This window comes from Paenibacillus sp. EKM212P (genome assembly GCF_011066115.1).
GTDB lineage: Bacteria > Bacillota > Bacilli > Paenibacillales > Paenibacillaceae > Paenibacillus > Paenibacillus polymyxa_B.
Window position 1 is genome coordinate 149,467 of the sequence record NZ_JAAMNR010000006.1, and the last position, 25,246, is coordinate 174,712.

General features: G+C 48.3%; 26 protein-coding genes. 18 read left to right on the top strand and 8 right to left on the bottom strand.

Annotation, left to right across the window (positions count from 1 at the left end; all coding sequences use genetic code 11):
• Positions 1-101: 101 nt before the first annotated feature.
• From G9G54_RS18320 to G9G54_RS18360, 9 genes are all read left to right on the top strand, one after another.
• Positions 102-1,193, top strand: a complete 1,092-nt coding sequence (locus G9G54_RS18320; protein WP_165179116.1) for a CgeB family protein — start codon at positions 102-104, stop codon at positions 1,191-1,193.
• A gap of 33 nt (positions 1,194-1,226) precedes the next feature.
• A complete protein-coding gene (locus tag G9G54_RS18325; protein WP_165179117.1) occupies positions 1,227-2,360 on the top strand; it encodes a CgeB family protein in 1,134 nt (377 codons plus the stop codon).
• Between the two features lie 60 nt (positions 2,361-2,420).
• Positions 2,421-4,082: a glycosyltransferase gene (locus tag G9G54_RS18330; protein ID WP_165179118.1), complete on the top strand. Its 1,662-nt coding sequence runs from the start codon at positions 2,421-2,423 to the stop codon at positions 4,080-4,082.
• A 121-nt stretch (positions 4,083-4,203) separates the two neighbouring features.
• Positions 4,204-5,295: a non-hydrolyzing UDP-N-acetylglucosamine 2-epimerase gene (gene wecB / locus G9G54_RS18335; RefSeq protein WP_165179119.1), complete on the top strand. Its 1,092-nt coding sequence runs from the start codon at positions 4,204-4,206 to the stop codon at positions 5,293-5,295.
• Complete coding sequence (locus G9G54_RS18340) at positions 5,288-6,274, top strand: polysaccharide biosynthesis protein (protein ID WP_069290300.1); 987 nt, start codon at positions 5,288-5,290, stop codon at positions 6,272-6,274. The genes wecB and G9G54_RS18340 overlap by 8 nt, the downstream gene beginning before the upstream one ends.
• On the top strand, positions 6,271-7,125 hold the full coding sequence (locus G9G54_RS18345; RefSeq protein ID WP_165179120.1) for a dTDP-4-dehydrorhamnose reductase family protein: 855 nt from the start codon (positions 6,271-6,273) through the stop codon (positions 7,123-7,125). Before G9G54_RS18340 ends, G9G54_RS18345 begins: the two co-directional genes overlap by 4 nt.
• Positions 7,086-8,084 (top strand): NAD-dependent epimerase/dehydratase family protein, encoded by a 999-nt coding sequence (locus G9G54_RS18350; protein WP_165179121.1) that lies wholly within the window; start codon positions 7,086-7,088, stop codon positions 8,082-8,084. The genes G9G54_RS18345 and G9G54_RS18350 overlap by 40 nt, the downstream gene beginning before the upstream one ends.
• A complete protein-coding gene (locus G9G54_RS18355) occupies positions 8,081-8,797 on the top strand; it encodes a glycosyltransferase (protein ID WP_025722605.1) in 717 nt (238 codons plus the stop codon). Before G9G54_RS18350 ends, G9G54_RS18355 begins: the two co-directional genes overlap by 4 nt.
• 28 nt (positions 8,798-8,825) lie before the next feature.
• On the top strand, positions 8,826-10,025 hold the full coding sequence (locus G9G54_RS18360) for a glycosyltransferase (RefSeq protein WP_165179122.1): 1,200 nt from the start codon (positions 8,826-8,828) through the stop codon (positions 10,023-10,025).
• Here the strand turns inward: G9G54_RS18360 and G9G54_RS18365 are convergent.
• A complete protein-coding gene (locus G9G54_RS18365; protein WP_238808206.1) occupies positions 10,022-10,378 on the bottom strand; it encodes a hypothetical protein in 357 nt (118 codons plus the stop codon). The genes G9G54_RS18360 and G9G54_RS18365 overlap by 4 nt on opposite strands.
• A 164-nt stretch (positions 10,379-10,542) precedes the next feature.
• Here G9G54_RS18365 and G9G54_RS18370 point away from each other — a divergent pair, with 164 nt between their 5' ends.
• The 4 genes from G9G54_RS18370 to G9G54_RS18385 are packed head-to-tail and all read left to right on the top strand — an operon-like array spanning position 10,543 to position 14,502.
• On the top strand, positions 10,543-11,817 hold the full coding sequence (locus G9G54_RS18370) for a sialidase family protein (RefSeq protein ID WP_238808208.1): 1,275 nt from the start codon (positions 10,543-10,545) through the stop codon (positions 11,815-11,817).
• Positions 11,817-13,043, top strand: a complete 1,227-nt coding sequence (locus G9G54_RS18375; protein WP_165179125.1) for a sialidase family protein — start codon at positions 11,817-11,819, stop codon at positions 13,041-13,043. The genes G9G54_RS18370 and G9G54_RS18375 overlap by 1 nt, the downstream gene beginning before the upstream one ends.
• Positions 13,044-13,076: 33 nt before the next feature.
• Positions 13,077-14,297 carry a glycosyltransferase family 4 protein gene (locus tag G9G54_RS18380; protein WP_075154695.1) on the top strand — a complete coding sequence of 407 codons (1,221 nt, stop codon included), beginning with the start codon at positions 13,077-13,079 and terminating at the stop codon, positions 14,295-14,297.
• A 31-nt stretch (positions 14,298-14,328) separates the two neighbouring features.
• Positions 14,329-14,502: a hypothetical protein gene (locus G9G54_RS18385; RefSeq protein WP_023990097.1), complete on the top strand. Its 174-nt coding sequence runs from the start codon at positions 14,329-14,331 to the stop codon at positions 14,500-14,502.
• An 88-nt stretch (positions 14,503-14,590) separates the two neighbouring features.
• Here G9G54_RS18385 and G9G54_RS18390 read toward each other — a convergent pair whose 3' ends face one another.
• Positions 14,591-14,986 (bottom strand): hypothetical protein, encoded by a 396-nt coding sequence (locus G9G54_RS18390; RefSeq protein WP_165179126.1) that lies wholly within the window; start codon positions 14,984-14,986, stop codon positions 14,591-14,593.
• A 25-nt stretch (positions 14,987-15,011) separates the two neighbouring features.
• Positions 15,012-15,359 (bottom strand): hypothetical protein, encoded by a 348-nt coding sequence (locus tag G9G54_RS18395; RefSeq protein ID WP_165179127.1) that lies wholly within the window; start codon positions 15,357-15,359, stop codon positions 15,012-15,014.
• A 236-nt stretch (positions 15,360-15,595) separates the two neighbouring features.
• Here G9G54_RS18395 and G9G54_RS18400 point away from each other — a divergent pair, with 236 nt between their 5' ends.
• The 3 genes from G9G54_RS18400 (at position 15,596) to G9G54_RS18410 (ending at position 17,923) form a co-directional block, all read left to right on the top strand.
• The gene (locus tag G9G54_RS18400; RefSeq protein WP_165179128.1) at positions 15,596-16,243 is read left to right on the top strand and encodes a DUF1796 family putative cysteine peptidase; all 648 of its coding nucleotides are present in this window, start codon (positions 15,596-15,598) and stop codon (positions 16,241-16,243) included.
• Positions 16,236-16,862, top strand: coding sequence for a DUF1796 family putative cysteine peptidase (locus G9G54_RS18405; protein ID WP_165179129.1), 627 nt, complete (start codon positions 16,236-16,238; stop codon positions 16,860-16,862). Before G9G54_RS18400 ends, G9G54_RS18405 begins: the two co-directional genes overlap by 8 nt.
• Before the next feature lie 131 nt (positions 16,863-16,993).
• Positions 16,994-17,923, top strand: coding sequence for an NAD-dependent epimerase/dehydratase family protein (locus tag G9G54_RS18410; RefSeq protein WP_165179130.1), 930 nt, complete (start codon positions 16,994-16,996; stop codon positions 17,921-17,923).
• A 68-nt stretch (positions 17,924-17,991) separates the two neighbouring features.
• On the opposite strand, the gene G9G54_RS18415 is transcribed toward G9G54_RS18410, so the two are convergent.
• The 5 genes from G9G54_RS18415 to G9G54_RS18435 form a co-directional block, all read right to left on the bottom strand.
• Complete coding sequence (locus G9G54_RS18415; protein ID WP_165179131.1) at positions 17,992-18,318, bottom strand: PTS sugar transporter subunit IIB; 327 nt, start codon at positions 18,316-18,318, stop codon at positions 17,992-17,994.
• A gap of 30 nt (positions 18,319-18,348) precedes the next feature.
• Positions 18,349-19,785, bottom strand: a complete 1,437-nt coding sequence (locus tag G9G54_RS18420; protein WP_165179132.1) for a glycoside hydrolase family 1 protein — start codon at positions 19,783-19,785, stop codon at positions 18,349-18,351.
• Between the two features lie 69 nt (positions 19,786-19,854).
• Positions 19,855-21,150 (bottom strand): PTS sugar transporter subunit IIC, encoded by a 1,296-nt coding sequence (locus G9G54_RS18425; RefSeq protein WP_069290287.1) that lies wholly within the window; start codon positions 21,148-21,150, stop codon positions 19,855-19,857.
• An 18-nt stretch (positions 21,151-21,168) separates the two neighbouring features.
• On the bottom strand, positions 21,169-21,492 hold the full coding sequence (locus G9G54_RS18430; RefSeq protein ID WP_238808257.1) for a PTS lactose/cellobiose transporter subunit IIA: 324 nt from the start codon (positions 21,490-21,492) through the stop codon (positions 21,169-21,171).
• A 245-nt stretch (positions 21,493-21,737) separates the two neighbouring features.
• Positions 21,738-23,663 carry a BglG family transcription antiterminator gene (locus G9G54_RS18435; RefSeq protein ID WP_165179134.1) on the bottom strand — a complete coding sequence of 642 codons (1,926 nt, stop codon included), beginning with the start codon at positions 23,661-23,663 and terminating at the stop codon, positions 21,738-21,740.
• Positions 23,664-23,821: 158 nt separating this feature from the next.
• Between G9G54_RS18435 and G9G54_RS18440 the strand changes: the two genes are divergently transcribed.
• Together G9G54_RS18440 and G9G54_RS18445 are read left to right on the top strand one after the other, a co-directional pair.
• Complete coding sequence (locus G9G54_RS18440) at positions 23,822-24,226, top strand: Rrf2 family transcriptional regulator (protein WP_165179135.1); 405 nt, start codon at positions 23,822-23,824, stop codon at positions 24,224-24,226.
• Between the two features lie 106 nt (positions 24,227-24,332).
• Positions 24,333-25,238: an NAD(P)/FAD-dependent oxidoreductase gene (locus G9G54_RS18445; protein WP_165179136.1), complete on the top strand. Its 906-nt coding sequence runs from the start codon at positions 24,333-24,335 to the stop codon at positions 25,236-25,238.
• The last annotated feature ends 8 nt before the right edge of the window (positions 25,239-25,246 follow it).

The following is a 25,246-nucleotide window of genomic DNA, read 5'->3' on the forward strand; positions in this document are numbered from 1 at the left end:
AAACGCCAATTTTGTCCGGGCAGTGGCAGTCGTCCATGATGCGTTTGACCCCTCCGCATATAGTTTAGGAGTGACAGAAGTTTATCCTACAACAGGACAGGGTGAAGGATGTGAACGATCAACAAAGCGGACATGAACGCGAAGCGTACCGATGCGGCTATCGGGAAGGACGCAGAATGGGCGGTTGCACGGCTGCTCTGTCACAGGTCGTGGCAATACAGCCTGCTGTTCGTCATTTGAAAGTGTTGTATATTCCGCAAGGTTTCGCAGCTATAGACACAGGTGTGCAAGAGGCATTAGGCCAAATATGCAGCTCTTGCGTCATCGGTACGCCTGCTACGATGCTAGCTGACGCCGAGGCTCAACGTCCAGACCTCGTGCTGGTCATGAACGGGCTGCATGTTTTTCCGGCGGATCATCTGGAGCAGGTGCAGCAAATACGAGCCCTAGGCATTCGGACGGCCATATGGTTTGTAGATGATCCTTACTTTACGGAGGATACGGCGTTGATCTGTCAATCCTACGATGTCGTATTTACGCACGAAATTTCTTGCCTGCCGTTTTATCGCGATCAGGGAGTAACGAGGGTTCACTATTTGCCGCTGGCTGCGTCAGCTCGTATCTTTTATCCCCGTAGGGTAGAGCGGGAGCATCAGCATGATATTTGCTTCATTGGAAATGCCTTCTGGAACCGTGTGAAGCTGTTCGACCACCTAGCTCCCTTCTTGGCGGACAAAAGAGTGCTGATCGTAGGTGGGCACTGGGATCGGCTGACCCGGCGGGATGTGCTGGAACGCTTTATCCGTCCGGGTTTTATGGAGCCGGAAGAGACCGCTCGATATTATAACGGCTCCAAAATTGTCATCAATATGCACCGCCCGACAGACCCCGGACTGGATAATCGGAATACACACCAGCTTTCAGCGGAGTCCATCAATCCTCGGACATACGAAATTTCTGCTTGCGGCACGCTTCAAATGACGGATGTTCGGAAGGATTTGAGCCGTTATTACCGACCAGGCTATGACATTGAAACCTTCTCTGGAGCAGAGGAACTGAAAGTGAAGCTGGACTACTATCTCAAGCATGACTGGGAACGCGAACGCATGGCCTGGCGCGCATTGTACACGACTATGCAAAAGCATATGTACTCCAATCGCATGGAAGAACTGCTGGACAAGGCGATGGCCTAAAGTAAACACCATAAACAGTGAGGAGTGAAAGTGATGACGATATCTACGACAGGACCGTATGACCCGGCTGTTCACCAGACGGCGGCAGCCTCCTGGGAAAGGGGGAGAATTGCGGGAGTGCATGACGGATACGACGAAGGATATCTGCGCGGACGTGCTAACGCAATTGTTGCACGGATGAAAGCAGTTTTCCCTTTTCGACAAATCCATGTACTGTATGTCGTCTCAGGCAAAGGCCTTCCGTATTCTCCGCTGGATGAGGCGGTCATTACCACGTTGCAAAGCATGACGGCTCAGGTTACCGTAACAGACCCACGTCAGCCGGTAGGAGATATTGCCGCTCAGCTCCGTCCGAATCTGATGCTGGCACTGGATGGAATGGATCTTCCGTTGGAGCAAGTTACTGCGGTACGCCAGTTGGGCATCCCCACCGCCATCTGGCTAACGGACGATCCATATTACACTGACACGACGACCAAAATTGTTACGAATTATGATTATGTGTTCACGTTAGAAATGAACTGCATGGAGCTGTACCGTCAGTTGGGTTGCACGTCTGTGCACTATTTGCCCTTTGGAGCATTTCTGACTCACTATTTCCCACTCAGCTCGCCCGCTTCGGTACGACGTGAGATTGGGTTTACAGGCTCAGCCTACTGGAACCGCATCTATTTCTTCAATCCGATTATGCCGCAGCTCATGGCTCGTAACATTAAAATCAACGGAATCTGGTGGGATCGTCTCCCGGATTATCAGTCGTATGGTGACAAAATTGAGCTGGGTCGCTGGATGTCTCCGGTCGAAACCAATGATTCGTATAACGGCAGCAAAATCGTAATTAATCTTCATCGTTCCCATCAGGATGATTCGGTGAACAACAACTCACTGAAAATTCCGGGGGCTTCGCCCAATCCGCGCACGTTTGAAATTTCTGCCAGTGGCACGTTGCAACTGACAGATACAAGAGATGATCTGGCTCGTTTTTATAAGCCGGGGGAAGAGATAGAGACCTACAGCTCTCAGCAGGAATTGCTGGAGAAGGTTGAGTTTTATTTGACGCATGAAAAAGAGCGCCATGAAATTGCCCTACGTGCTCTGGAACGAACCCTGCGGGAGCACACGTATGGTCACCGGATTGACCAACTGTTGTCGGTCATATTTCCATAAGGTGATTCACACGTCCGATGGTTGCTATTTTAAAGGAGGTGAACTCCGATCAAGCCGAAAATGATGCTATTCAGCCATGTTAGCAACGTCCGCAGTATTACGGGGGCAGAGAAGCTGCTATTGCAATTTTGTCTAGACATGCGTACGTACTTCGATTGTATTCTCGTAACGCCTGGTGAAGGGCGGCTGACCTCAATGGCCCGCAAGCGCGGAATCACCGTTCTGACACAGAACCTGTTCATGCTGCATGGCATGTATACCCCATATGAGGGATTGGCGCAGGATGCGGAGAATTTGCGGACCCATGTGGCGTATGCACCGTTGTTCCAGATGCTTCGGCATGCTCGACCTGATGTGGTGCTGGTCAATACCTGTGTGAACGTCATGCCTGCAATGGCTGCTCAAGAGCTTAATATTCCGGTGATCTGGAAAATAACCGAGGTTATTAACCAGAATGCGCATACGCCAGTTTCTGTTTCTATCATTGAGCGCTATAGCCAATGGGTCATCGGCATTTCGCAAGCTGTAATGCGTCCTTTGCATGGTGGGGGACTGACACGTCCGCATACGGTGTTGTCTCCCTGCCGGGATATGGATATGCCATCTCCCAAAGAGCATGTGCTGGAACGGAAAAGGAAACGTGAAAAACTGGGGCTGCGGGATTTCCATATTTGCATTGGTTATATTTCTTCCTTTATTTACGAAGCCAAAGGGCTGTTGCCTTTTGTCCAAATGGCTCTAAAGCTGTGCGAAACCAATTCGCGGTGTCGTTTCTGGATCATCGGCAGCTCGGTGGACTCGGAATATTACGTAAAATGTGTCTCTTTAATCCGCCAATCTCGTTATAGCCGCCGCTTCCAGTTCAATTCATTCGAGGAATCCGTGTCAACGGCCTATAGCGCAATGGATATTGTTGTAATCCCAAGTATGGTGGAGGAAGGCTTTGGCCTGACCGCCCTGGAAGGGCTGGTTTACGGTAAGCCCGTGGTAGCCTTTGCGCAGGGTGGACTTGTGGAGTTGATGGAGGCGACCGGAAATACAGATTTTTTGGTAGAGCCGGGCAACAGCGACATGCTGGCGCAAAAAGTGGGCTATCTGCTCGATCATCCCGAAGAAGTGGAACGGATTGGTGTGCGTAACAACAGTGCGGCTACACGTGTATACGGACCTGATTCCTACCGAGGTAGTTTACACCTCATGGTCAGTCAATGGGTATGTCATCATCCGCATTGGTTCCCGTTGATTCAGCAGCCGGGTGGACCTGTATGGACGAGGGAAGGCGAAGGGTTGCGTCAGGTCACCGCTATACCGGAGGGATATACCAACACGATTCGAGAATTTCCCGAATCGGTGGTGTGTCAACTGCCTGTGCTGGGCCTGCCACCAATCGAATATGCAGCTATTCAAGGCTTGCCACAACCAGTATCCCCTCTACCTGACTCACCACCCGAATTGCCCCGCGGCAAGCGTAGTATTCGGGCGAGATGGCCAAAGGGCCGCAAGCGTACCCGACTGCGGAATCGCAGGTATAAGAGAAGCGGCGGCAAGAGTCGCCTCAAGAAAATTCACGGGTCCCCGTTGTCGAAGGGACTTTATCCGAAAACCAAGTCCAGACAGAAACTCAAGCGGAAATTCAAGCACCGGTCACGGCGACACAACACGCACAAGCAGAAGCGAGTCACTCTCAAGGCTGGACAGCATACAAAACAACGGTCCGGGTGAACCTACGCCGGACCGTCGAGATGAACGTTAAGCTGGAGCACAGCCAGTCTGCTGGATGGCTATCCTTCATTGAACGCCACAATTCAATGAAACAACGACAGCAAAGGTGGGTTCCAAAACCATGAAAATATTGACCGTGCTCGGCACAAGACCGGAGATTATACGGCTCAGCCTGATCATTCCGAAGCTGGACCGCCATGCAGATGAACATGTGCTTGTGCATACGGGCCAAAATTACACCGAAAGCCTGAGCGGGCAGTTCTTTCGCGAGCTGGGACTGCGTGCCCCGGATTATGTACTTCAGGAGAAAGCGGGGACACTGGGCAAACAGTTGTCCGCCATGTACTCGCAGATGGAGGATATTTTAAACAAGGAACGCCCCGATCATGTGCTATTGCTCGGTGATACGAACAGCGCTTTGTGTGCCTTACTTGCGGAACGTATGGGTTATCCGGTCGTGCATATGGAGGCGGGGAACCGCTGTTATGATCTGGATGTGCCGGAGGAGAAGAACCGGCGTGTCATTGATGCGATATCTACCATTAATATGCCTTATACGGAGCAAAGCAAGCAGCACCTACTACGCGAAGGCTTCCCAAGCCAACGAATTATACTGACTGGAAATCCGATCTACGAAGTGATGCAGCACTATAAGAAAGAGATATCGAGCAGTGGAATTTTGAAAAAGTTGGGACTGTCGCCGGGAGAATATTTCCTGGTCACTGCCCACAGAGCTGAAAATGTGGACCATCCACCGCATTTGCTGGCTATTTTAGATGGTCTTAACCGGGTAGCCCAGCAGTTCGGGCAGCGGGTCATTTGCAGTATTCATCCCCGCACTGCCGCCCGAATCGCAAGCCACCCGCCGATCCAGCTTGATCCGCTAGTGGAATTTCACGAACCGTTCGGTTTTTTTGACTTCGTTCTGCTGGAGCGGCATGCCCGCTGCGCTTTGACGGACAGTGGTACCGTACAGGAAGAATGCTGTGTCATGGGGGTGCCGACGGTTACGATGCGCCGGACGACCGAACGGCCGGAAACGGTAGATTGCGGCAGCAATATCGTGTCTGGTCTTGATGGCGAGGTTATAGCAAACGCGGTAGCCATAATGACCGGGATGACCCATAAGTGGCAATGTCCCGCGGGCTATCTGGCGGAAGATGTGTCGGATAAGGTAGTTAAATTTCTGCTTGGAGGGAAACGGCATGTTTGAAAACCAACGTATCTTGGTTACCGGCGGTACCGGCTCCTGGGGGCATGAGCTGGTTACCCAGTTACTGCCGCGTAACCCCAAAGAGGTCATTATCTTTTCACGCGGAGAATCCAGTCAGGTTGCCATGAACAGGCAGTTTGAGGATGAACGGCTCAGCTTCTGTATTGGAGATATTCGGGATAAGGATGCGCTGACCACCGCTTGTCAAGGAGTGGACTATGTATTTCATTTGGCAGCGCTCAAACACGTTCCCGTCTGTGAAGATCAGCCCTACGAGGCACTCAAAACCAATGTCGTAGGCACCCAAAACGTGATCGAGGCCGCTGTTGCCAATCAGGTAAAGAAAGTCATTTATATATCGACTGACAAGGCCGCGAATCCGTCCAATTTTTACGGCATGACGAAGGCGATTGGAGAAAAACTGATTGTTTACGCCAATCTGCTGAATAGCGATACACGTTTCGTGACGGTGCGCGGCGGTAATGTTTTAGGCACCAACGGAAGCGTGGTGCATCTGTTCCAAAGCCAGATTCGCCAAAAAGGCAAGGTTTCGATCACAGATATGAACATGACCCGCTTCTTCCTGACCTTGCGTGATGCGATCAGTCTCCTGTTCAAAGCCTCGGTGGAAAGTGTCGGCGGGGAAATTTTTATCATGACCATGCCAACCTGCCGTATTTTGGACTTGGCTGAGGTGCTCATTGAGGATTCAGGTGTGGAAAACGTAGAAATTGTAGAAAAAGGTGTGCGTCCCGGCGAGAAAATTCATGAGATTTTGATGAGTGACTTTGAAAGCCTGACGACGGTAGTCTATGACGAGCAATATTTGGTCATTCTCCCAACGCTGAATATTCCTCAATTAAAGGACCGCTATAATCAGTGCCCTCCCGTGTCATTCAGCAGCTTTAGTTCGGAGTTTAATTTGATGTCGAAAGAGGAGATTCGCAGCATTCTCCAAAGCGGGGGGTTCATCAAATGAAGCTGCTTATTTTGGGTGGTAACGGCATGGCAGGCCATGTTCTGGTTAAGTATTTCCAAAACCAGAGCGGGTATAACGTGTTCTACACCACCCGTGATCCCGAAAATAAAGGCGGCCTGCTGCTGGATGTAAAGGACAGCTTTATGGTGGAGCAGCTGGTACGGAGTGTACGGCCAGACGTTATGATTAACGCGGTAGGCGTACTGAATCAGCATGCCGGGGAGGATCAGATTGCAGCATACCAAATCAATGGATTGCTGCCACATCTTCTCCGGCGGATAGCGGACAGTATTGGTGCCCGATTGATCCATATCAGCACGGATTGCGTATTCGAAGGAAATCGGGTACCTGGTTTATATAAGGAGACGGATCAACCCGATGGGACAAGTGCCTATGCTTTGACGAAAATACTCGGAGAAGTAAAGGCCGCAGGGCATCTGACTATCCGTACCTCCATTATCGGGCCGGAAATTCGGCCGGGAGGCATTGGTCTGCTGCACTGGTTCTTGCAGCAGAGCGGAGACGTTAACGGGTATCGCCGAGTCTTTTGGAACGGGGTTACGACGTTGGAATTAGCGAAGGCGATACAGGTGCAGATGAATGAGCCGCTGGACGGACTCATTCATCTGGTTCACCCTGAACCGATCAGCAAGCATGATTTGCTGCTGCTGTTCAAAGACATCTGGAAAAGGGAGGATATTCGGATCGTGCCGAAAGATGAGCCGGTGCAGGACCGGACGCTTCGTTCTACCCGGGCCGATCTGCTCTACGATGTTCCTCACTACAGCATCATGCTGAAGGAGCTGCTGGAATGGACGGAAGCACAGCGGAACAACGTCGGCCTGTCATAGTCATTACCGGAGCGGCGGGCTATACCGGGATGCATGCCTGCCGCCATTTTGCAAAGCTCGGTTGGGAGGTAGCGGCGCTGACTCGCACTGCCGCTTCCGTCTCAGAACTGATCTTACTGGCTCACAATGATGAAAATAACAGCCCAGAGGTGGAGACCCGTAGCTGTATTACGCCTTATGTGTGTGACTTGCTCGACAAGAATCGTCTAGGCGAAGTCATTAGACAGATTGCTCCGGATTACGTGCTTCACCTAGGTGGTAAAAATTCCGTCCCTGAATCTTGGCAAAGCCCCCTGCTATACATGGAATCCAATGTACTGTCCACTCTGTATCTGCTCGATGTACTGCGACCTTTCCCCAAAGCCAGAATTGTTGTGGCGGGTTCTCGGCTAAAGACGACTTTGCAAGCACCGTATCATCCAACGCATCCATACAGCCTTAGCAAAAGCCTTCAAGAGGCAGTCGCGCTCTCGTGGGGCGCGCTGTTCGAACAATCCGTCATGCTGGCAGAGCCTTGCAACTTGATCGGTCCGGGTCCATCTACCGGATTTTGTGCATTACTCGCGGGGTATATCGTTCAGACGGAACGTCTGGAGGGGCAGTCCGTAACTGAAACTGCCCCGTTCCGGGTATCTTCCCGACATGCGCAACGTGATTTCCTCGACGTTCGTGATGCCGTTCGCGCATACGGCGTGCTATTGGAACAAGGTGTGCCAGGCCAAGTTTACTCGGTCTGCACAGGCCGCATTGTGGAACTGGGCAATATCGTAGAACGTATGGTTGCGCTGGCCAAAACATCTATTCCCATACAATGGGGGGATGTGGCAGAGTCGGCATCCACCGAGGCATACCGTGCGAAAGAGCTGGAGGACATGGGCTGGAAGCCGACCATACAGCTGGGGCAATCGCTGGAGGATATGATTCAATACCGCCGAGCTGGAAAGGAAGGAACGATATGAGACCGAAAGTAACGATCGTCATTCCCTTTTATAACTGTGCATATGTGGATCAGGCTTTGCAAAGTGCACTAGAGCAAACTTATGGACCTCTCGAGATTATTGTCGTTGATGACGGGTCCACGGAACATGTTGATATGCTTCAGGCCTATCTTCCGTATATACATTATTTGGGCAAATCCAACGGTGGAACAGCCAGCGCCCTGAATCATGGTATCCGACATGCCAGCGGGGAATATATTGCGTGGCTCAGCTCCGACGATACCTATCATAGGGACAAAATTAATAATCAGGTTTCTTTTATGGTGGAAAACGGTGCGTACATCTCCCATACCAATTTCAATTTCATCAATCAATACAGCCAAGTCACAAGCTATCAGGCAGCCGCCGTGTTTCCGTCTATGACGGAGTTTTACCGTTTTTTTCAGCAAGGAAATCCGGTCAATGGATGCACGGTTATGTTTAAAAAGGAGCTGTTTGCACATATCGGTTTGTTTGATGAACTGCTGCCGTACACACATGATCTGGATATGTGGTACCGAGTGATGCTGGCGGGATATCCATTTCCTTTTCTGAACGAGTCCTTGGTTAACTACCGCTGGCATGATGAAATGGGAACCAAAAAACATTGGCCCGCTGTGGAGCGGGAGTACAACATAACCCAAGCACGTTATCGAGATCGCTTCAGTCAGGTGTTGAGCGGTTTATCCTCATGAAGCCGAAAGTTTGTCAGGGGGGATTGATATGGTAGATACGGGGATTGTTATGCCACTGTACAAACAGGATATCGGCTATCTGCAAGCTGCGATCTCATCCGTACTAGCCCAGAGCTACAGGGCATTTCGCTTCATCATTGTTATTGACGGAGCGCCGGAAATGGTAGGGCCGGCGCTCAACGCAGCAATGGGGGACCCGCGCGTTCAGTTGGTTACACTCCCTCAGAACAAAGGAGTATCCCATGCCCTTAACCGGGGATTCGACGAGTTGTTTAAAGATCCAGCGATCATGTATGTGACCTGGGTATCCAGCGACAATGTTTATAATTCATCCTTTATCGAACGATTACGGTGGGAGCTGGAGCAGGGGCCAGATTCGCTCGGGCTTGTGTTCTCCACTTTCCGCCAGATTGACGCTGCGGGTAACCCGTTGTACGACGAGCAGCATCAACAAGCGTTGATCCGGTACCAAAGTCAGCCGGATCACGAATTGCTGAACGCCAGCATCGTTGGGGTTTCATTTATGTACAAAAGCCAATATGCCCGTCAGATTGGGAGTTATCGGCTACAACCTGTGGAGGATTATGATTATTGGCTGCGGCTGACCGAGACGTGCAGCATGAAATTCATCCCGGAGATCCTGATGGATTACCGGGTGAATTCTGCTTTTAGTGTATCGGCCGGCTTGCACAGCCAGAAGGAGCACCGACGCTGGCGGCGCGCATTCCAAATCGCCAAGCATGAGGCGAGAGCACGTCGGGGCATCCCACTTGAAATGACGATTTTAATGCCTGTCACGGATATGGCTCAAGCTGAATCATTGCTGGATAATCTGCTGGAACAGCACTACAGCAATTGTGTGGTACGGTTGCTGGATTTAACGCCAGAACAGGGAGCCAGCGCTTTCCTGCCGATGATGCTCGATCCTCGGTTAATCGTAACGCCACGGCAGCATTATTCGGTCCAGGAAGCACTGGTTCAGGCTATTGGTGAAACAACGACCCGCTTTGTTGTATGCTTCGGTGTCAAACCTTATATTGCCGTGACGGATTTGCTGTATCTGACAGATTTGTTGCGCCCATTACAGGATACACATGCCTTTTCCTACTATACAGATGACCATTCAACCATCGGCAGCGGCCGAGGAGTTCAGTCCATACCGCCGGAATGGAATTACGTGTATTACACGCACAGATTGCATCAGGCCCTGGAGCAGGGCTGTTTTTAGCTGACAGGAGACAGCGCCGGAATTGTGGTCAGCTCCGACTGAAGAACACGATGCTCCTGTACAACATTACCAAACTGGTCCAAACCAAAATTCGAAAGCACAACATTGGAAGGTACAGCGGAGACTACGTTGTATTGAACCTCATAGGCAAGTACCCCTTGTATAAAGAAGGTACGTCGGGCAATGGAGTTTGCAGGTACGTTAATCGATGTCACGTACAAGGGGATCTTGGTATCCGGTACGAGTGAGAAAAAAATTTGTACCGTTACGGTTGCCGCGTTCACTGTATCCTCGTTGACCAAATTTACAACGACATTGGAGCAGGCAGTACCAAAATCTCTAGTGTTGGTCATATATCCGGTTGTAAAAGCCAATCGAATCATCCTCTCAAAAAACAGAATATTGGAAAAATCCCTGAAGGGATGCTTCTATACTATGAATCTATCGAAAAGAAAGCTTGTATGGTTGTCTGTAGGCTGTGCTGAAAAAAGTACATTTTAATAGAAACACTTCAGGCATGTCCATTTATATAATGAAGGGAATGCTCGCGATGCCCTTTAATTTTCAGGTTACACCCAGCGGGTTGCCCAAATTTGAGCCCAGTGTCGCCGTTAATTTGTTGAATCCGAATATTGTTGTGGCTGTCGCTGTTGACTTTAGTAGCGGGCCCCCGCTCATTGGACTGTATCGTTCCTTGGACGCTGGGGCGAACTGGACTGATTCTTTACTGCCAATTCCACCGGGATATACAGGAGCCGAGGCAGGAATGGTAGCCTATCTGTTCCCGAATATTTTTATCATATCCGCACATGTGTTTCCGGGAAATGAGAACGGGGCTGTCGTGATCTATCGCTCTACGGACGATGGGGCCACCTTTTCCCCCCCGGTGGTCATTAATCCGGGTTTTGGAGATTACATTAATAATGACTGGACTAATATTACGACGGATAATGCGGGGGCAAGTCCCTATCTCGGGCACGTCTATGTCACGTATAACCGCCAATATAATGTAGATTTTAATGCTCAATCTGCGGCGTTCTACCAGCGTTCCACCGATGGAGGACTAACTTGGGATCGACCGTTATTGCTTTCGAATATCCAATCTTCCACAGAACGACCTGAGCCTGCGGTCGACAAATATGGAAGTGTCTATGTCAGTTGGATTCGTACGGGTCCGCAAACACCGGCTTATTTTATCCGGCGATCCTTCGATGGAGGCGCTACCTTTAGCGGGGATATTCTCGTATCCAACATAACGCTGGTGCCCAATCCTTTGCCCGTCCCCGGTTACAGCTTTAGGATACTGAATATTCCCAGCTTGGCTGCTGACTGCTCGGCTGTGCCGTCCACAACAAATACGTTATATGCCGTTTGGCAGGACTTTGGTCAGGGATACAGCAATATTTTGTTGTCCAAATCAAGCGATTTTGGCGGTACTTGGAGTGCTCCGATCATTGTGACAGACAGCCCGCCTGGCTCGCAAAATTTCTTTCCTGCGATTTCGGTGTCGCCTAAGACGGGACTGGTCGTTGTCGTGTACTATACCAATCGCTTGGACGGCTTTAATCTGGATGTGTTCGCCGCCCAATCGTCAGATGGAGGCAACACCTTTACGAACAGCCGTCTCACGACGACCTCCTTTAATCCGAATGTCGGTGGAGGCGAATCAGAGCTGATCGGCGACTATATTGATGTCGCCATCGTACCGCCGAATAGTTACATTTCCGTCTGGACGGATACGCGTACAGGCAGCCTGACGATTTTTGCTGGTGTACCGGGAGGTGGGTCCTGATGCCGAACGTACAGCTTACGCCTAACGGAAGGCTGGCGCAGGAACCGAGTGTAGCTTTCAACCTGCTCGACGGTACCATTGTGTCTGCGGCTATCGATTTTACGACAGGGCCGCCGTTGACGGTGGTATACCGTTCAGGTAACGGCGGTGTCTCCTTTACACAGCAGATTTTACCGCTACCAGCAGGCTATGTAGGGGCGGAATCCCATAGCGTCAGCTACGGTTTCCCCAACTTGTTTGTCATAGCCTGTCACGTATTTACCGCAGACGGCTTGAGCGGTACCATCGCTACCTATGTATCCAGAGACAACGGTAATACATTTGATCCGCCCGTGATTGCCCAGCGGGGGTATGGGACATTTGTCAATAATGTTGAGGTCGGCGTGAAATTTGATACTTCTCAGGTCAGCTCCTATACCGGAAACATCTATTTATGTTATACGCATCAGTACAATCCTGACTTTTTTGGCGGATCAGTCATGTTTTTCCAGCGTTCGCAGGATGGAGGGATCACGTGGGATACACCCGTGGTGCTCACCGCTGGCTCCAATCAGATCACACGGGGGGAAATCACCGTGAGCATTACTGGGGTGATTTATGTCGGGTACATTGTAACTAATCCGGTTAACCAATATCAGGTCATTGTGTCCTTCAATGGGGGGACAGCATTCAGTTCTTCGCTGCCTGTATCTTCTGTTGTCCCGGTTCCGAGTCCGTTGCCCGTGGCCGGGTTTGGCTTCAATGTGCTGCCGATGGCCAACATTGCGGTGGATCGCTCTACTAGCCCGAATCAGGGAACACTTTATGCGGTCTGGCAGGATAATCGGGCAGGGTATGCGGATGTGCTGCTCGCCCGTTCGGTGGATGGCGGATTAAGCTGGACTGCGCCGCAATCTGTGACAGGGGCTAGTGCAGGGGCACAGCATTTTTTCCCGGCTATTGATGTTTCACCTGTGACCGGTGTGATTAAGATCGTATATTATACCAATCAAATAACGACCTCTTTATTAGACGTATTTGTGGCCGAATCAACGAACGGAGGAAATACATTTACGAACCTCAGAATAACAGACAGCTCCTTTAATCCTAACGGGATTAGTCCGGTTCCAGTCGTTACGATCGGTAATTTTATTGATGTAACGATCGTGCCGAATAATGGATTTTTTGCGGTCTGGACAGATGCGTTATCGGGTTTCCAGCAAATTTACGGAAGTAACGGAATGTAGCTCAGCGTACGAGACAGAGGAGGTGAGGCTGTTTTGAAAATTTTGTTGGCTACGTACTGGCCGATTCCTCATTTGGGTGGCGTATGGCCCTTTATGCTGCAAATTAAACGGAGGCTGGAGCTACTGGGTCACACAGTAGACTTGATGGGGAACGGACCGGATACACCTAAATACCATATTGTTTTTGAAGATAGAGAGCTGCTGAAGGATCAACTGCTGCCCCTGCTGCATACGAAGTTGAATGAATCGGCTGTCCCTGTATTACATTTGGATTCATGGGTGCAGACGGTGGAAAAGGATCGATACTGTATGGAGCTGGCAGCGGCGTATTTCGGGGTTGAGCAGTATGATGTTATTCACACGCAAGATGTCATTGCGACGCGTGCTCTAAGTCGGGTCAAACGTAAGGACAGTGCGTTGGTAGCGAATATTCATGGCTCGCTGGCTCGTGAAGTCATGATGGCTCTGGAAAGGGATCATGAGGAGGGTTACCGAGAGACGTTGATGTGGAAATATTATTGGGCGCTGGAGCACTATGGCGCTCTATCCGCGGATATTACCATTACGTCTACAGAATGGATGAAACAGACGCTTGTGCGTGAGTTCGAAGTGCCTGAGCAGCAGATTGCTACTTTCCAATACGGATTGGATACCGAGCACTTCTGGGAAGTCCACGCCCGGGGAACGGACATAGTACGACCTGAGGGGAAAAAAGTTATGATTTGTCCTTCACGGCTGGTATATATCAAAGGGCTGCATTATTTAATGAGCGCTCTTGGTCTGCTGAAAGCAAGTCGTACGGATTGGGTTTGCTGGATTGTCGGGGAGGGAGATAAAAGGGAAGAGCTTCAAACACAGGCGAAGGAGCTAGGGCTGGCAGAAGACGTGGTTTTTCTGGGGCATCGTGAAGATGTACCTGCTCTTTTACAACTGGCGGACCTTTTTGTCCATCCGAGCATACAGGATAATCAGCCGTTTTCGGTCATGGAGGCGCAGATTATGGGGCTTCCGGCAGTGGTATCGGATGCGGGCGGACTGCCGGAAATGGTGAAGCATGAACACACCGGACTGGTCTCCCCGGTTGGCGATGTGGAGGCACTGGCAGCTCATTTGCAGCATTTGCTGGCTCAGGATGAAGTGCGGATAGCTATGGGGAAACATGCCAAAGCATGGGGGACCGCGCATTGGTCTCTGGATGTTATGATTGAGCGACTCGTGAATATTTATGGGCAAGCGCTGAATCAAGTACGTTGAGTACGTTGATTCAACAGTTAGGAGGCAGAGCATGACTTTTCCTGTCGTTGGAGACTTGTACAACCGTATTTTTGAAATCCAGCAGTCGCACCCGGATCTGAAGGTCGATTACGCAATATGGAACCGAATTAATACTTCGTTGCCGGAAGATTATAAGCTGCCAGACGCTGACATTTTGGAATGTCTGAAACAATCCGCACCATGAAGGCACAGACCCTATAAAAAGGCAGGTCGGGCTAAAAACTCCCACCTGCCTTTAGTTTATTTTTGCTCATTGTCCATCCAGGTTTTTGTCAATCTTCATAAACGGAGCCTCGAATTATGAGCGGCCCCGTAACAACAGCACGACGGTCAGCTGATTGTACGGTCAAGCAGTATACATAAGGCTCTGCCTGTTTTCCCGTTTCCTCATAGCTTAACTCGGCAAATCCCTCCTGATAACAGGAATCCTGCAACCAATCCAGCATAGGTCCCCGCTCATCATTGCGACGCAATCGAATGTCCAACTCCCCGATATCCCAGTTGAGCAGCGGATTTTCCCATGCCAAAGAGACTTCAATGACAATACGTCCTTCAGATTTACTTGCAGGAATGATTAATGTAGAGAGCACGCTCTCCTGCTCGGTGACCTGAAAAGGCAGTGCATATGTGCCTGGCTCAGCTTTATTTTGAACTGAATATTTCAACATACCTTCTTCCTCCTCTGCCCGTTCATTAGGGCGTCACGGTAAAATGACTGGCTGTACGTTTAGCGACAATGTTCCCGTTTTCCAAAAATTCAGCCAGGATAAACAGCGTTTCCGGATTGTAAATACTCGTCACCACTCGCAGGTAAAAAGGATTTTGGGCGGTCTCCATATCCTTGAGTTCTAGCACGGAGCCAGCTTCGGGAGAAGGGCTCAATCGAAGGAGCTGCCGTCGGAAAACGCCACTGTCATTTCCCATTTCCAGCAACACATCGACGGCTCTCTTTTCACGATTGAAAAAGGTCACATGGCAGCTTTCTATATGGGCGCTGTGGTAAGCGAGATGGTGATCGACGGTTAAAAGAAACACGGACATATGATGATGCCTCCTTGAATTCCGTTAGGTTACCAGCCTTAATATGATATGAAAAATAACCGGGATTGGACTGGATAGTTGTACGCCTCTTTGACAAAAAGCGCATTGGTGTCCAACCCTTTTCGCCGTGCTGTGCATGTAATGTAGAGTGGAACATACTACGGCCTGAAGTCCCTTTTCGACTACAGAAGAAGGGTCGCTGAGGGAAGGGGCGTATTAAAAAAGGAGGCACGGCTATGAGACTCGCACAGCTGGCAGGGGAATATGAAGCGGTCTTCAGTCTGGGACAAAACTGTACACCTGCCATTCAATTGGAAAAGAACCGTTTGCGGCCGTTTGCCGGGGTACTGGATTGGATGATGTCTGACACGCTGTCCGATGTGAACCGCTTGCTAGAAAAACGGTTTGCCGGATTTATGGATTTGCCCAATTTAAGTGTCGTTGGTACGAGCCAACTGAATTATATGGTCAGAGATATCGCTTATAATGTGATCTCGGTGCATGATTTTCCACAGGAACGCAATACGTCCTCAGATCTGGTGACCTATCCCGAGTTCAGGGAAAAGATAGACCGTCGTATCGAACGTTTTTTTGCAAAAACACAGATGGCGAAGCGCAGCTTATTCGTCCGTATGCTGGGAACCTATGAAGAAGTAGAGGAACTGGAACGTATTTTGTCAGGCATGGTAGCGAATGAATTTCGTTTGTTGGTGGTGAATTGTTCCGGTGTAACGGAGTTGACGGAGGTGGATTGGCAGCTTCCACATGTATGCGCAGTGGAAATGCCTTTTGCCGATGTATGGAATTACAAGAGTGATCCGCACTGGCGTACTCTTTTTAAAGGGATGACCTTGTCTTCGGAAAGGGGAGGGCGTCGTGCTTGAGCGGTTGCAGGGGGATTATGATGCTGCATTCAGTCTGGGTGGACATTGCTTGCCTTCCATTCAGCTGGATAAAAACGGACTGCGTCCCTATGCGGGTCCGCTGGACTGGATGATTTCCGGTAACTTGTCACAGGTCAGTCGCTTGCTGGACGCCCGTTTTGCCGGTTTTATGGATGTTGAGAGTCTGCGTGTCACGGGGCACGATTACGGCGAGCATAACTTCATGGTCGAGGATGCAAACTATGGGATTACAGCGGCACACCATTTTCCGGTTAGCCAGAATACATCGGAGCAGCTGACTTCCTACCCCGCATTCAAAACGACGCTTGATCGCCGCATCGCACGTCTACTAGATCAATTCACGCTTGCGTCCCGTCTGCTACTGGTTCGTCTCGGGGGCAGTCGGGAGCAAGCGGTGGAACTACATGATGTGTTATTGCAGAGGATTACACACGATTTTCGCTTGTTATACGTGGATTATACAGGGACTGATGGTGTGACGGAGCTGGATTGGGGATTGGAGCGGCTGGTTTCAGTGGAGCTACCGCCTGAGGATATATGGAACGGTCAGGATGAGATGTGGCGTTATATGCTGGAAAATGTCAGGCTGCATGTCTGAGGTGGTGAGATTCCAGAGACACATTATAGATTGTCTTCGGACTGTGCTTGTGCCTGCGCCAAGCTATAGGGAGTCGCATAACATGATGCGAAGGGAAGTCATATGCTTCGGTTCAAAAGGAGGGTGAGCTAGTGAAGGCTTTGGTCACCGGGGGAGCCGGATTTATTGGTTCTCAGCTGGTACGTGCGCTTGCTGATTCGGGCATCAGAGTGCATGTGCTGGATAATCTGACGACCGGGAATATCGCAAATGTGGACCCGCGCGCAGTCATGCATATTGCGGATATTCGCAGCTCTGAAGCTAGGACGCTGCTGATTCGGGAAAGCCCGGATATTGTGTTTCACTTGGCCGCACAGGCGGATGTGCAGCAATCCATTCATCAACCCGATGAGGACGCGGATGTGAATGTACTGGGGACGATTCATATGTTGCAGGCTTGTCATGAAGCGGGTGTGTCAAAATTTATATTTGCGTCCACGTCCGGTGTATATGGAGAGCTACAAAAGCAATGTATACAGGAAGACGATCCCGTGGAGCCGATTTCAGGCTACGGACTGTCCAAGCTGACCGCAGAATCGTATATTCGACTTTTTTATCGGCTGTACGGAATGAACTACACGATTTTGCGTTATGGAAATGTGTATGGTCCCGGTCAGGCTGCGAAGGGAGAGGGTGGTGTAGTCGCTCTCTTTATGGAGCGGCTGAAAAAAGGAAGCCCCTTGCTCATTCACGGCGATGGGACACAAACCCGCGACTTTGTGTACGTCAAGGATGTCGTTCGAGCGAATATGGCGGCTATTCATGCAGCGGATCAACGCACAGTACATGTAAGTACGGGACGAACGACGTCTATCAATCGACTGGCCTACGATTTACTAAAGCTGCACGGTTCGTCTGTCCGCCCTGTATATTCACCGGCGCGAGCTGGAGATATTCACCATAGCTGTCTTAGTAACGCAGTCGCCAGACATTGGCTTCGTTGGGAACCGCTATACGGCATTTCTGCTGGTTTACAGGAAACGTATGTGAGTAGTATGGGCTCAGGCAAAGAAGGTATGTGATCAAAAGCGCGCGGATATCAAGAAAGAGACTGAGGAAATACTCAGCCTCTTTTTCATTTGAATAGCAATTAGATGTTCTCGCCAGCCAGCTTCAAGGCTTGATCTAGGACAGCTGCACCGTTTCCTCTACCATAAGCCAACGTGTCAATGACATCTACAGGAATGCTATAGGGAGCAGCAATTTCGGTTACTGCCTTTTTACGCATGCGTACTTGAGGTCCGAGCAAAATAGCAATCACAGAATCTGTAATGACTTCCAGCTCTTCCTTAATGGTGCTTTCGGGGATGGCTTCGATGTTCAGCTCTATGGATCTTGCTGCTGCTTCTTTTTTCATTTTAGAAACCAAAATAGATGTGGACATACCCGCAGCACATGCCAGAATAATTTTTTTCATCGTTGAGCGCCTCCAGAAATTCATTTTTAACTACTTATACTCTTCATCCAGATCAGCAACAAACGAGCGTTCCTTGATAGCAGCTTGATACCAGTAGCCGGATTTCTTCAAATGCCGACTTCGATCATTGTCTAGGTTAATTTCCACCAGTCCGTAGCGATTTTTAAAAGCATTCATGGGAGAAACGTTGTCTGTAAAGGCCCACAGCATATAACCTGTACAGTTGGAGCCCGCTTCTACAGCTTGTAATGTGTAGTATAAATGCTCAGTTATAAAGTCAATACGATAGTCGTCCTGAATAATGTGTTCCTCATTTTTGAAAGCAACTTCATTCTCAATGCCCATACCATTTTCCGCGACAAACCACTCGATATTGTGATATTCGTTCTTGATACGCATTCCCATATCGTAAATGATTTTCGGATAAATCTCCCAGCCCCGTGACTTGTTCATTCTTTTACCCGGAAGATCAAAATGCTCATAGTAGTAAGAGGGGTGAAAGGGGGTGTTTTCATTCCACGCTTTACTCTGCGCTTTGACCCGGTGGGGATAATAGAGATTGATTCCGACGTAGTCAACGGTATTTTTCTTAATCACGGTCAGCTCTTCCGTTGTAGCTTCAAATGTAATATCATGCTTGCCCATGAGATCGAATAATTCTTGTGGGTATTCGCCTTTAATAAGCGGGTCCAGAAATACTCGATTGTAAAATAAATCATACACATGCGCCGCGTATTGGTCATGAGGGGCGCTTGATCGGGCATACGTGACTTCGGGATTCAGAATAACGCCTATTTTAGCCCCGTGCTGACTATAGTTTTTTGCTTTGAAAAGCTGTACACACTTCGCGGTAGCCAGCGTTTTATTATAGTTCCATTGCATCCACTTCCGCGTATTTTGTTCATAGGGATAGCGGAGGGCATCTAGATAGACACGCGTTTGTACAACAATGGGCTCATTAAACGTAAACCAGTGCTTGACCCGATCGCCATACCGTTCAAACACTTTTTCCGCATATTTTACAAACAGTTCCACTACATGCTTGGAGGACCAGCCCTCATATTTGTCCAGCAAATAAGCGGGTACCTCATAGTGTTCCAGACAAATCATCGGCTCGACTCCGCTTGCAATCAGCTCATCAATGACCCGGCCCATATAATCCGCATACGCTTCATCCACCACTACATTCTCATAATCCGTTAAGAAGCGGGACCAATTAATAGAAGTACGATAATGGGTTAGTCCAATCTGCTTCATCAGCGCAATATCCTCGGCATAACGATTATAAAAGTCGGTTGCAACCGCGGGTCCATATCCATTGTGCCAGACATAGCGGTCATTTTTGTACCATTGGTCTAGGTATGAGTCCTGACCTTCTTTTTTACCGCTCCATCCCTCTGTCTGCCAAGCGGAAGCCGCTGCACCCATGATGAAATTCGACGGAATTTGTATCGTATGTTTAGCCATGACATGTTTCTCCTTTTCATTGTATAAAGAATGCGTTTTCAATTATTGATGTATTTCTATAGTAACGCATTATTCAGCCGTTCGCTTGTTGGCAATTTTGACGAACGGGAAATAAATGATAATGGCTACCACAATACAAATGATCTGAGTTACGACGGCGCCAATGCTTCCACCTGTAGACAGGTAGGCATTAATAATAGGCGGAGTAGTCCATGGAACCATGACGACGGCTTTACCTGCAAATCCAAGCAACGTCGAGAAGTAACCAATCGTTCCTGTGATGAGCGGAGTAATAATGAAAGGGATAGCCATCAATGGATTCAACATAATCGGAAGTCCAAAAATGACAGGCTCATTAATATTAAACAGACCCGGACCCAATGAAAGCTTTGTTATTTCCTTCATATCTTCACGCTTGGAAGCGATCATAATACAAATCAAGAGGGCCAGCGTAATCCCTGAACCACCGATACTCATGTACACGTCCCAGAAAGGCATCGTAATAATGTTCGGAATGGGCAGTCCTTGCTCATAAGCAGTCATGTTGACGGTAATCGCGCCAAGCAGCAGGGGTTCACGAATGGGCTTTACCATTTGGTTCCCGTGAATACCGATCACCCAGAAGATTTGCGCAACCAGCATCAGCACCAGTATACCTGGCAGTCCCTGTACTACGGTCTCCAGAGGTTTTTGCACCACATTATAGACGGCATCGTACAGGTAGAGACCTGTAAACTTATGAAAGAAAAATCCGAGCATTGAGAAGACTGTCACCGTTATGATGGTTGGTATCAATGCAGAAAAAGAAACGGCCACATTGCTGGGAACACTTTCAGGCATTTTGATTTTTAGCTTATCGGACTTGCCCAGCTTACTGTACAGCTCAACGGATAGGATGCTTATGAAAATACCTAAAAACAAGCTCTTGGTATCCGTAAATTGACGGGCTAAGACGTCTGTTACTTTTTGCATGTCACCGTTAACCATCAACTCTATCGTGGTTGGTGTCACAGAGATAAAACAGATTAAAGCAAGCAAACCGGGGAAGAGATTTTTCTCACCGTTAATTTTTCCTAGCTCCAGACCAATCATGAAAATAGCCAGAATGGTAAGGATATTCAAGCTGGCATAGTTAATGCCCGAGAAAATCGGTTTGTACTCAGCCAGGAATGAGAACGGCTTAAAATGCGCAAGACCATTGACCGGGTCCATGACCATATTAGAAATCAATACAGCAAAGGCACCGACAATAATAACAGGCATCAATGTGATAAAAGCTGATTTGATCGCTATAATATATTTAAAATTATTGATTGCATTTGCTACTGATGTGAGGCCATCGACCAGTTTGTCTTTGAATGCCATGGGATAGCGTCCCTCCCTCTACGATTTCGGTACGAATTGATCAATGCGTTCATACAGGTCTACAAACTCTGAGGCCATATCGCGAATGGTGATGGCATTCATCAGATGATCTTGAGCATGTACCATCATGACGGACATCTCTGTTTTTTCACCCGCTGCTTCATTGCGGATAATTCTGGTTTGAATTTTGTGGGAGGACACCAGTTCTTTTTTTGCTGTGGCTAATTCATCTTTGGCTTCCCGAAATTTCCCCGCCTTTGCAAGCTCAATCGCCTCCATGGCCGAGCTGCGCGCATTCCCTGCGTATAATATAATTTGGAATACAATCTCTGTATCATCCATGTCCTCCATGTTCACGTCGTGCTCTGTAGATTCATCATTATTCACGTGATCCTCTCTCCTTTCAATCATCCTCGTCGTATGGCTATTATAATTTGGAATCGCTTTCAACATAACGCACATTATTTCCTCTTCTTAACGGAAATAAATCGTTCTTTCTAGTTGAAGTCTTATCATTAAATATAAAAAGAGAGAAACCCCAGCCCTGTAGGCTTTAGATTTCTCCTTTGTTCACATACTCCTTGTGTTCAACCATTTTTGTGCAACACTTCTATGAATTCTGTATATGATTTGCAGCGAATAAGCTGCTGGACGAGCTGTTCATTATTTAAAATTTCAAGCAAAATATGATACATAGTCTGTAAATCTTCTGATTTGGTGCGCTGTATACAGAGCATACAAATAAACTGTACCGGCTTGCCATCCCAGTCGATAGCTTTTTGTAATGTGCAGATGGCCCAAAACGTAGAATCTGCGAAAGGTTCCATCGGATGCGGGATCGCGACCAAGTTGCCAAATGAAGTGGGGGAAACGGCTTCACGCTCTATTACAGATTGCAGCAGGGGGCCTTTTACAAGATCTGCTTCGTGTATTTTTTCGGCTATAAATTCAAGCACTTGGAGCTTGTTCTCAAACTTCTGCTGAAGAAAGACCAATTTTTTTCGTACATACTGCACAGCAGGAAGTCTGGCCTCAGAAATGGCTTGCTCAATTTTAGTAATATCGGAACCGCCTAAAAATGTATTCACATGGATCATGGGGATAGAAAGTGGTTCTGAAATGGGGATCGTGCTAATGACAAAGTCCAATGTATCCAACGACATTTGTTTCAGCTTATAAAATTCAGTGGTTCCTACGATATCCAACCTGGAACCGAAGACCGATTGAAGCTTATAATACAGCAGCTTAGCGCTGCCGAGTCCAGAAGCACATACGATCATACATCTTTTGGGCGCGTCCTCCATTTTCTTTCTTTCCATCGCGACTCCGATATGAATGGCTAAATACCCAATTTCATTTTCCTCGATGTGTATATGAAGCCGCTGCTTGATGACTTCCGCAGCAATGATACCTGCTTCAAAGGCAAGCGGGTAATTGGCTTTGATTTCATCCAGCATAGGATTACGCAAATTCATTCCGTATTGATAACGGTTGATCACCGGTTTGAGGTGAAGGCAAAATGCAATTAGCAATTCTTGATCGTTATGAATGTTCATCTTCAACTGCTGATCAATTTGGTCTAGTATTTCGATAGTCAGTTCGTAGATATCTTTATCAATGATCTTTTTAATCTCCACCTCATCCATACGGGCACTAACGACGGTCCTTACACCCAACAGGTGAACAGCAATGTACGCAACTTCAACAAGTGGAAAGGAGTGCTTCATGATTTGTTCCAAGGCGGATACGATCTCAGTCGCCACCCTAAACTCTTTCTGCGCTTCAATTTTTTTCATCTCTTGCGGATAATACGACACATACCTTTCTTCGCGAATACGCTTACATGCTATAGCGATATGAATGACCAGATTGTTCAGGGCAATGTCCGACAACTGAATATCATGGATCTCAATACGATCCAGAATCACTTCTCTTATGAATTCCATCTCTTCGTTAGAGATCAGAAGAGGGGGGGACACCTGCTGCTCGCCTATTTCATCTAACCTGTTAAATATATAGTCGGAAATGCAATAACGCAGCTTGGCCTCATTACCTTTGACTCGAATACCATGATAGGGTCTATTCTCCAGAGATAGTCCGTAAGTTGCCAGTAACTTGCGCAGTTCTTTGAGGTCATTCTGTAAAGTAGATCGACTAACATACAGGATCTCGGCTAAATCATCAAGTTTGACATATGCATTGGTAAGCAATAGCTTTTTCATTAAAAAACGGTTTCTAGCTTCAGAAGAACTCGCTAATGGATAGGGCACATGATGATCATAATCCTTTAATTGCTTCAGTAGATGATGAAATGCTTGTTCGTCCCGAACCTCTAACTTGTATCCTGTTCCTTTAAGGGGCTTAACTGCTGCTCCATGCTTTGACAACAGAGCACCCAATTCCTTTAAATCCGTTCGTATCGTTCGAGAAGATACCTTCAATGCATTTGCCAAGTGTTCTCCTTTGACCATCTGTTCTGCAACCAATATACGAAGAATATCAAAAATACGCACAACGAGCCCCCTTTCTTAGCTGTTCTGATGAACAGTATACAACGGTTAGAGCGTAACCAAAAGAAGGATTAACAGCAGCCTGAATGCTAGATGACCTTGACACACTAGCAGATTCGGGGATATAGTGGATACAATAAGTCTTTGATTGAGGTGTAGTTATGAAATTTACAAAAGCAACGAATTATGCTCTGCACACTATGCTCATGCTCGTTACGGATTCGTCGGTGAAGCCGGTAGGTGTTCAGCAACTAGCCGAATCCCAAAATGTTTCACCAACTTATCTTTCGAAAATTTTGACAAGGCTTGTGAAGGCTGGGATGATCGAATCGGTTTCTGGAGCCAATGGAGGCTATCGACTATCTCGTCATAAAGAGGACATTACCTTTTTGGATATTATCCATGCCATTGAAGGAACCAATTCTTTGTTTGAATGTGATTTTGTCCACGGCTCCGAGTGCCTGATTCAAGTTGTAATGAGGGAAGCAGAGGAGAAAATGGAACGACATCTTAAAAATACGAAATTGTCCGATTTGGCGCAAAAGCAAACGCAAGTTTCAAAGTAAGCGACTTTATATAGAAAGAGGGTGGTTGCCAGTTATGTATAGAGTTTTTTTTGTTTTATCATAGATATAAAGAATCTTTAATATCTTTTAAAAGGAGTTGGGTGTTATGCTGTACGATTGCGCTATTATTGGCGGAGGGCCCGCCGGATTGAATGCAGCCCTCGTGCTTGGCAGGGCCAGAAGAAGTGTGGCTTTGATTGATAATAATCGGCCCAGAAATGCGGTTACGCATGCGTCGCACGGTTTTATTACGAGAGACGGCGTAACGCCGGCCGAGTTCCGCCGTGTAGCTTATGAGGAAGTGTTGCGTTATCCGTCTGTCCATCATCTGCAAACCGAGGTTGTTTCGATTACAAAAAACGAATCTGGATTTGAGGTACTTGATTCGTCAGGCCATCGCGTTCAAGCGCGGAAATTGATATTGGCGACGGGCGTAAAGGAGATATTCCCCGAGATTGAAGGTTTTTATCCGTTATACGGGAAAAGTTTATTTAATTGCCCTTATTGCGACGGCTGGGAGTTGCGGGATAAACCGCTTGTTCTCGTCTCTGAATCGGCAGCTATATTTCATACAGCCAAACTACTCCTTAACTGGAGTAAGGATTTGATCGTCTGTACGAATGGTCAGGCATCCCTGTCGGACGAGCAAAAAGAACGGCTCTATTCTAAAGGAATCATCGTAATGGTGCAACCTGTTGCGGCGTTCATCGGTCACAATGGAAAGTTGGAGCATGTGCGCTTTACGGATGGCACTCAAGTCCCGAGGGTCGGCGGCTTTGTGTCTCCCCAGTTTGTACAAAGTGCACCGTTTGGAGAACGTTTGGGCTGTGAAAGAACGGAGTCGGGTGGGATCAAGACGGATGAAGCGGGGAGAACCTCCATACCTGGTGTATATGCTGCCGGGGATTCATCGTACTTCATGCCTTCCCAGTTGATTTTTGCCGCGGCCGACGGCAGTCGAACTGCTGCGAGCGTAAATATGGATTTGACAGAGGAAGATTTCAACGAATGACGATAAAT

What these genes read in the sequence shown, in the direction of transcription:
- G9G54_RS18325 (WP_165179117.1), top strand. Translation starts at nt 1,227, where the DNA reads ATGACGATATCTACGACAGGACCGTATGACCCGGCTGTTCACCAGACG.
- G9G54_RS18330 (WP_165179118.1), top strand. Translation starts at nt 2,421, where the DNA reads ATGATGCTATTCAGCCATGTTAGCAACGTCCGCAGTATTACGGGGGCA.
- wecB (WP_165179119.1), top strand. Translation starts at nt 4,204, where the DNA reads ATGAAAATATTGACCGTGCTCGGCACAAGACCGGAGATTATACGGCTC.
- G9G54_RS18340 (WP_069290300.1), top strand. Translation starts at nt 5,288, where the DNA reads ATGTTTGAAAACCAACGTATCTTGGTTACCGGCGGTACCGGCTCCTGG.
- G9G54_RS18345 (WP_165179120.1), top strand. Translation starts at nt 6,271, where the DNA reads ATGAAGCTGCTTATTTTGGGTGGTAACGGCATGGCAGGCCATGTTCTG.
- G9G54_RS18350 (WP_165179121.1), top strand. Translation starts at nt 7,086, where the DNA reads ATGGACGGAAGCACAGCGGAACAACGTCGGCCTGTCATAGTCATTACC.
- G9G54_RS18355 (WP_025722605.1), top strand. Translation starts at nt 8,081, where the DNA reads ATGAGACCGAAAGTAACGATCGTCATTCCCTTTTATAACTGTGCATAT.
- G9G54_RS18360 (WP_165179122.1), top strand. Translation starts at nt 8,826, where the DNA reads ATGGTAGATACGGGGATTGTTATGCCACTGTACAAACAGGATATCGGC.
- G9G54_RS18365 (WP_238808206.1), bottom strand. Translation starts at nt 10,378, where the DNA reads ATGACCAACACTAGAGATTTTGGTACTGCCTGCTCCAATGTCGTTGTA.
- G9G54_RS18370 (WP_238808208.1), top strand. Translation starts at nt 10,543, where the DNA reads ATGTCCATTTATATAATGAAGGGAATGCTCGCGATGCCCTTTAATTTT.
- G9G54_RS18375 (WP_165179125.1), top strand. Translation starts at nt 11,817, where the DNA reads ATGCCGAACGTACAGCTTACGCCTAACGGAAGGCTGGCGCAGGAACCG.
- G9G54_RS18385 (WP_023990097.1), top strand. Translation starts at nt 14,329, where the DNA reads ATGACTTTTCCTGTCGTTGGAGACTTGTACAACCGTATTTTTGAAATC.
- G9G54_RS18390 (WP_165179126.1), bottom strand. Translation starts at nt 14,986, where the DNA reads ATGTTGAAATATTCAGTTCAAAATAAAGCTGAGCCAGGCACATATGCA.
- G9G54_RS18395 (WP_165179127.1), bottom strand. Translation starts at nt 15,359, where the DNA reads ATGTCCGTGTTTCTTTTAACCGTCGATCACCATCTCGCTTACCACAGC.
- G9G54_RS18400 (WP_165179128.1), top strand. Translation starts at nt 15,596, where the DNA reads ATGAGACTCGCACAGCTGGCAGGGGAATATGAAGCGGTCTTCAGTCTG.
- G9G54_RS18415 (WP_165179131.1), bottom strand. Translation starts at nt 18,318, where the DNA reads ATGAAAAAAATTATTCTGGCATGTGCTGCGGGTATGTCCACATCTATT.
- G9G54_RS18420 (WP_165179132.1), bottom strand. Translation starts at nt 19,785, where the DNA reads ATGGCTAAACATACGATACAAATTCCGTCGAATTTCATCATGGGTGCA.
- G9G54_RS18425 (WP_069290287.1), bottom strand. Translation starts at nt 21,150, where the DNA reads ATGGCATTCAAAGACAAACTGGTCGATGGCCTCACATCAGTAGCAAAT.
- G9G54_RS18430 (WP_238808257.1), bottom strand. Translation starts at nt 21,492, where the DNA reads ATGGATGATACAGAGATTGTATTCCAAATTATATTATACGCAGGGAAT.
- G9G54_RS18440 (WP_165179135.1), top strand. Translation starts at nt 23,822, where the DNA reads ATGAAATTTACAAAAGCAACGAATTATGCTCTGCACACTATGCTCATG.
- G9G54_RS18445 (WP_165179136.1), top strand. Translation starts at nt 24,333, where the DNA reads ATGCTGTACGATTGCGCTATTATTGGCGGAGGGCCCGCCGGATTGAAT.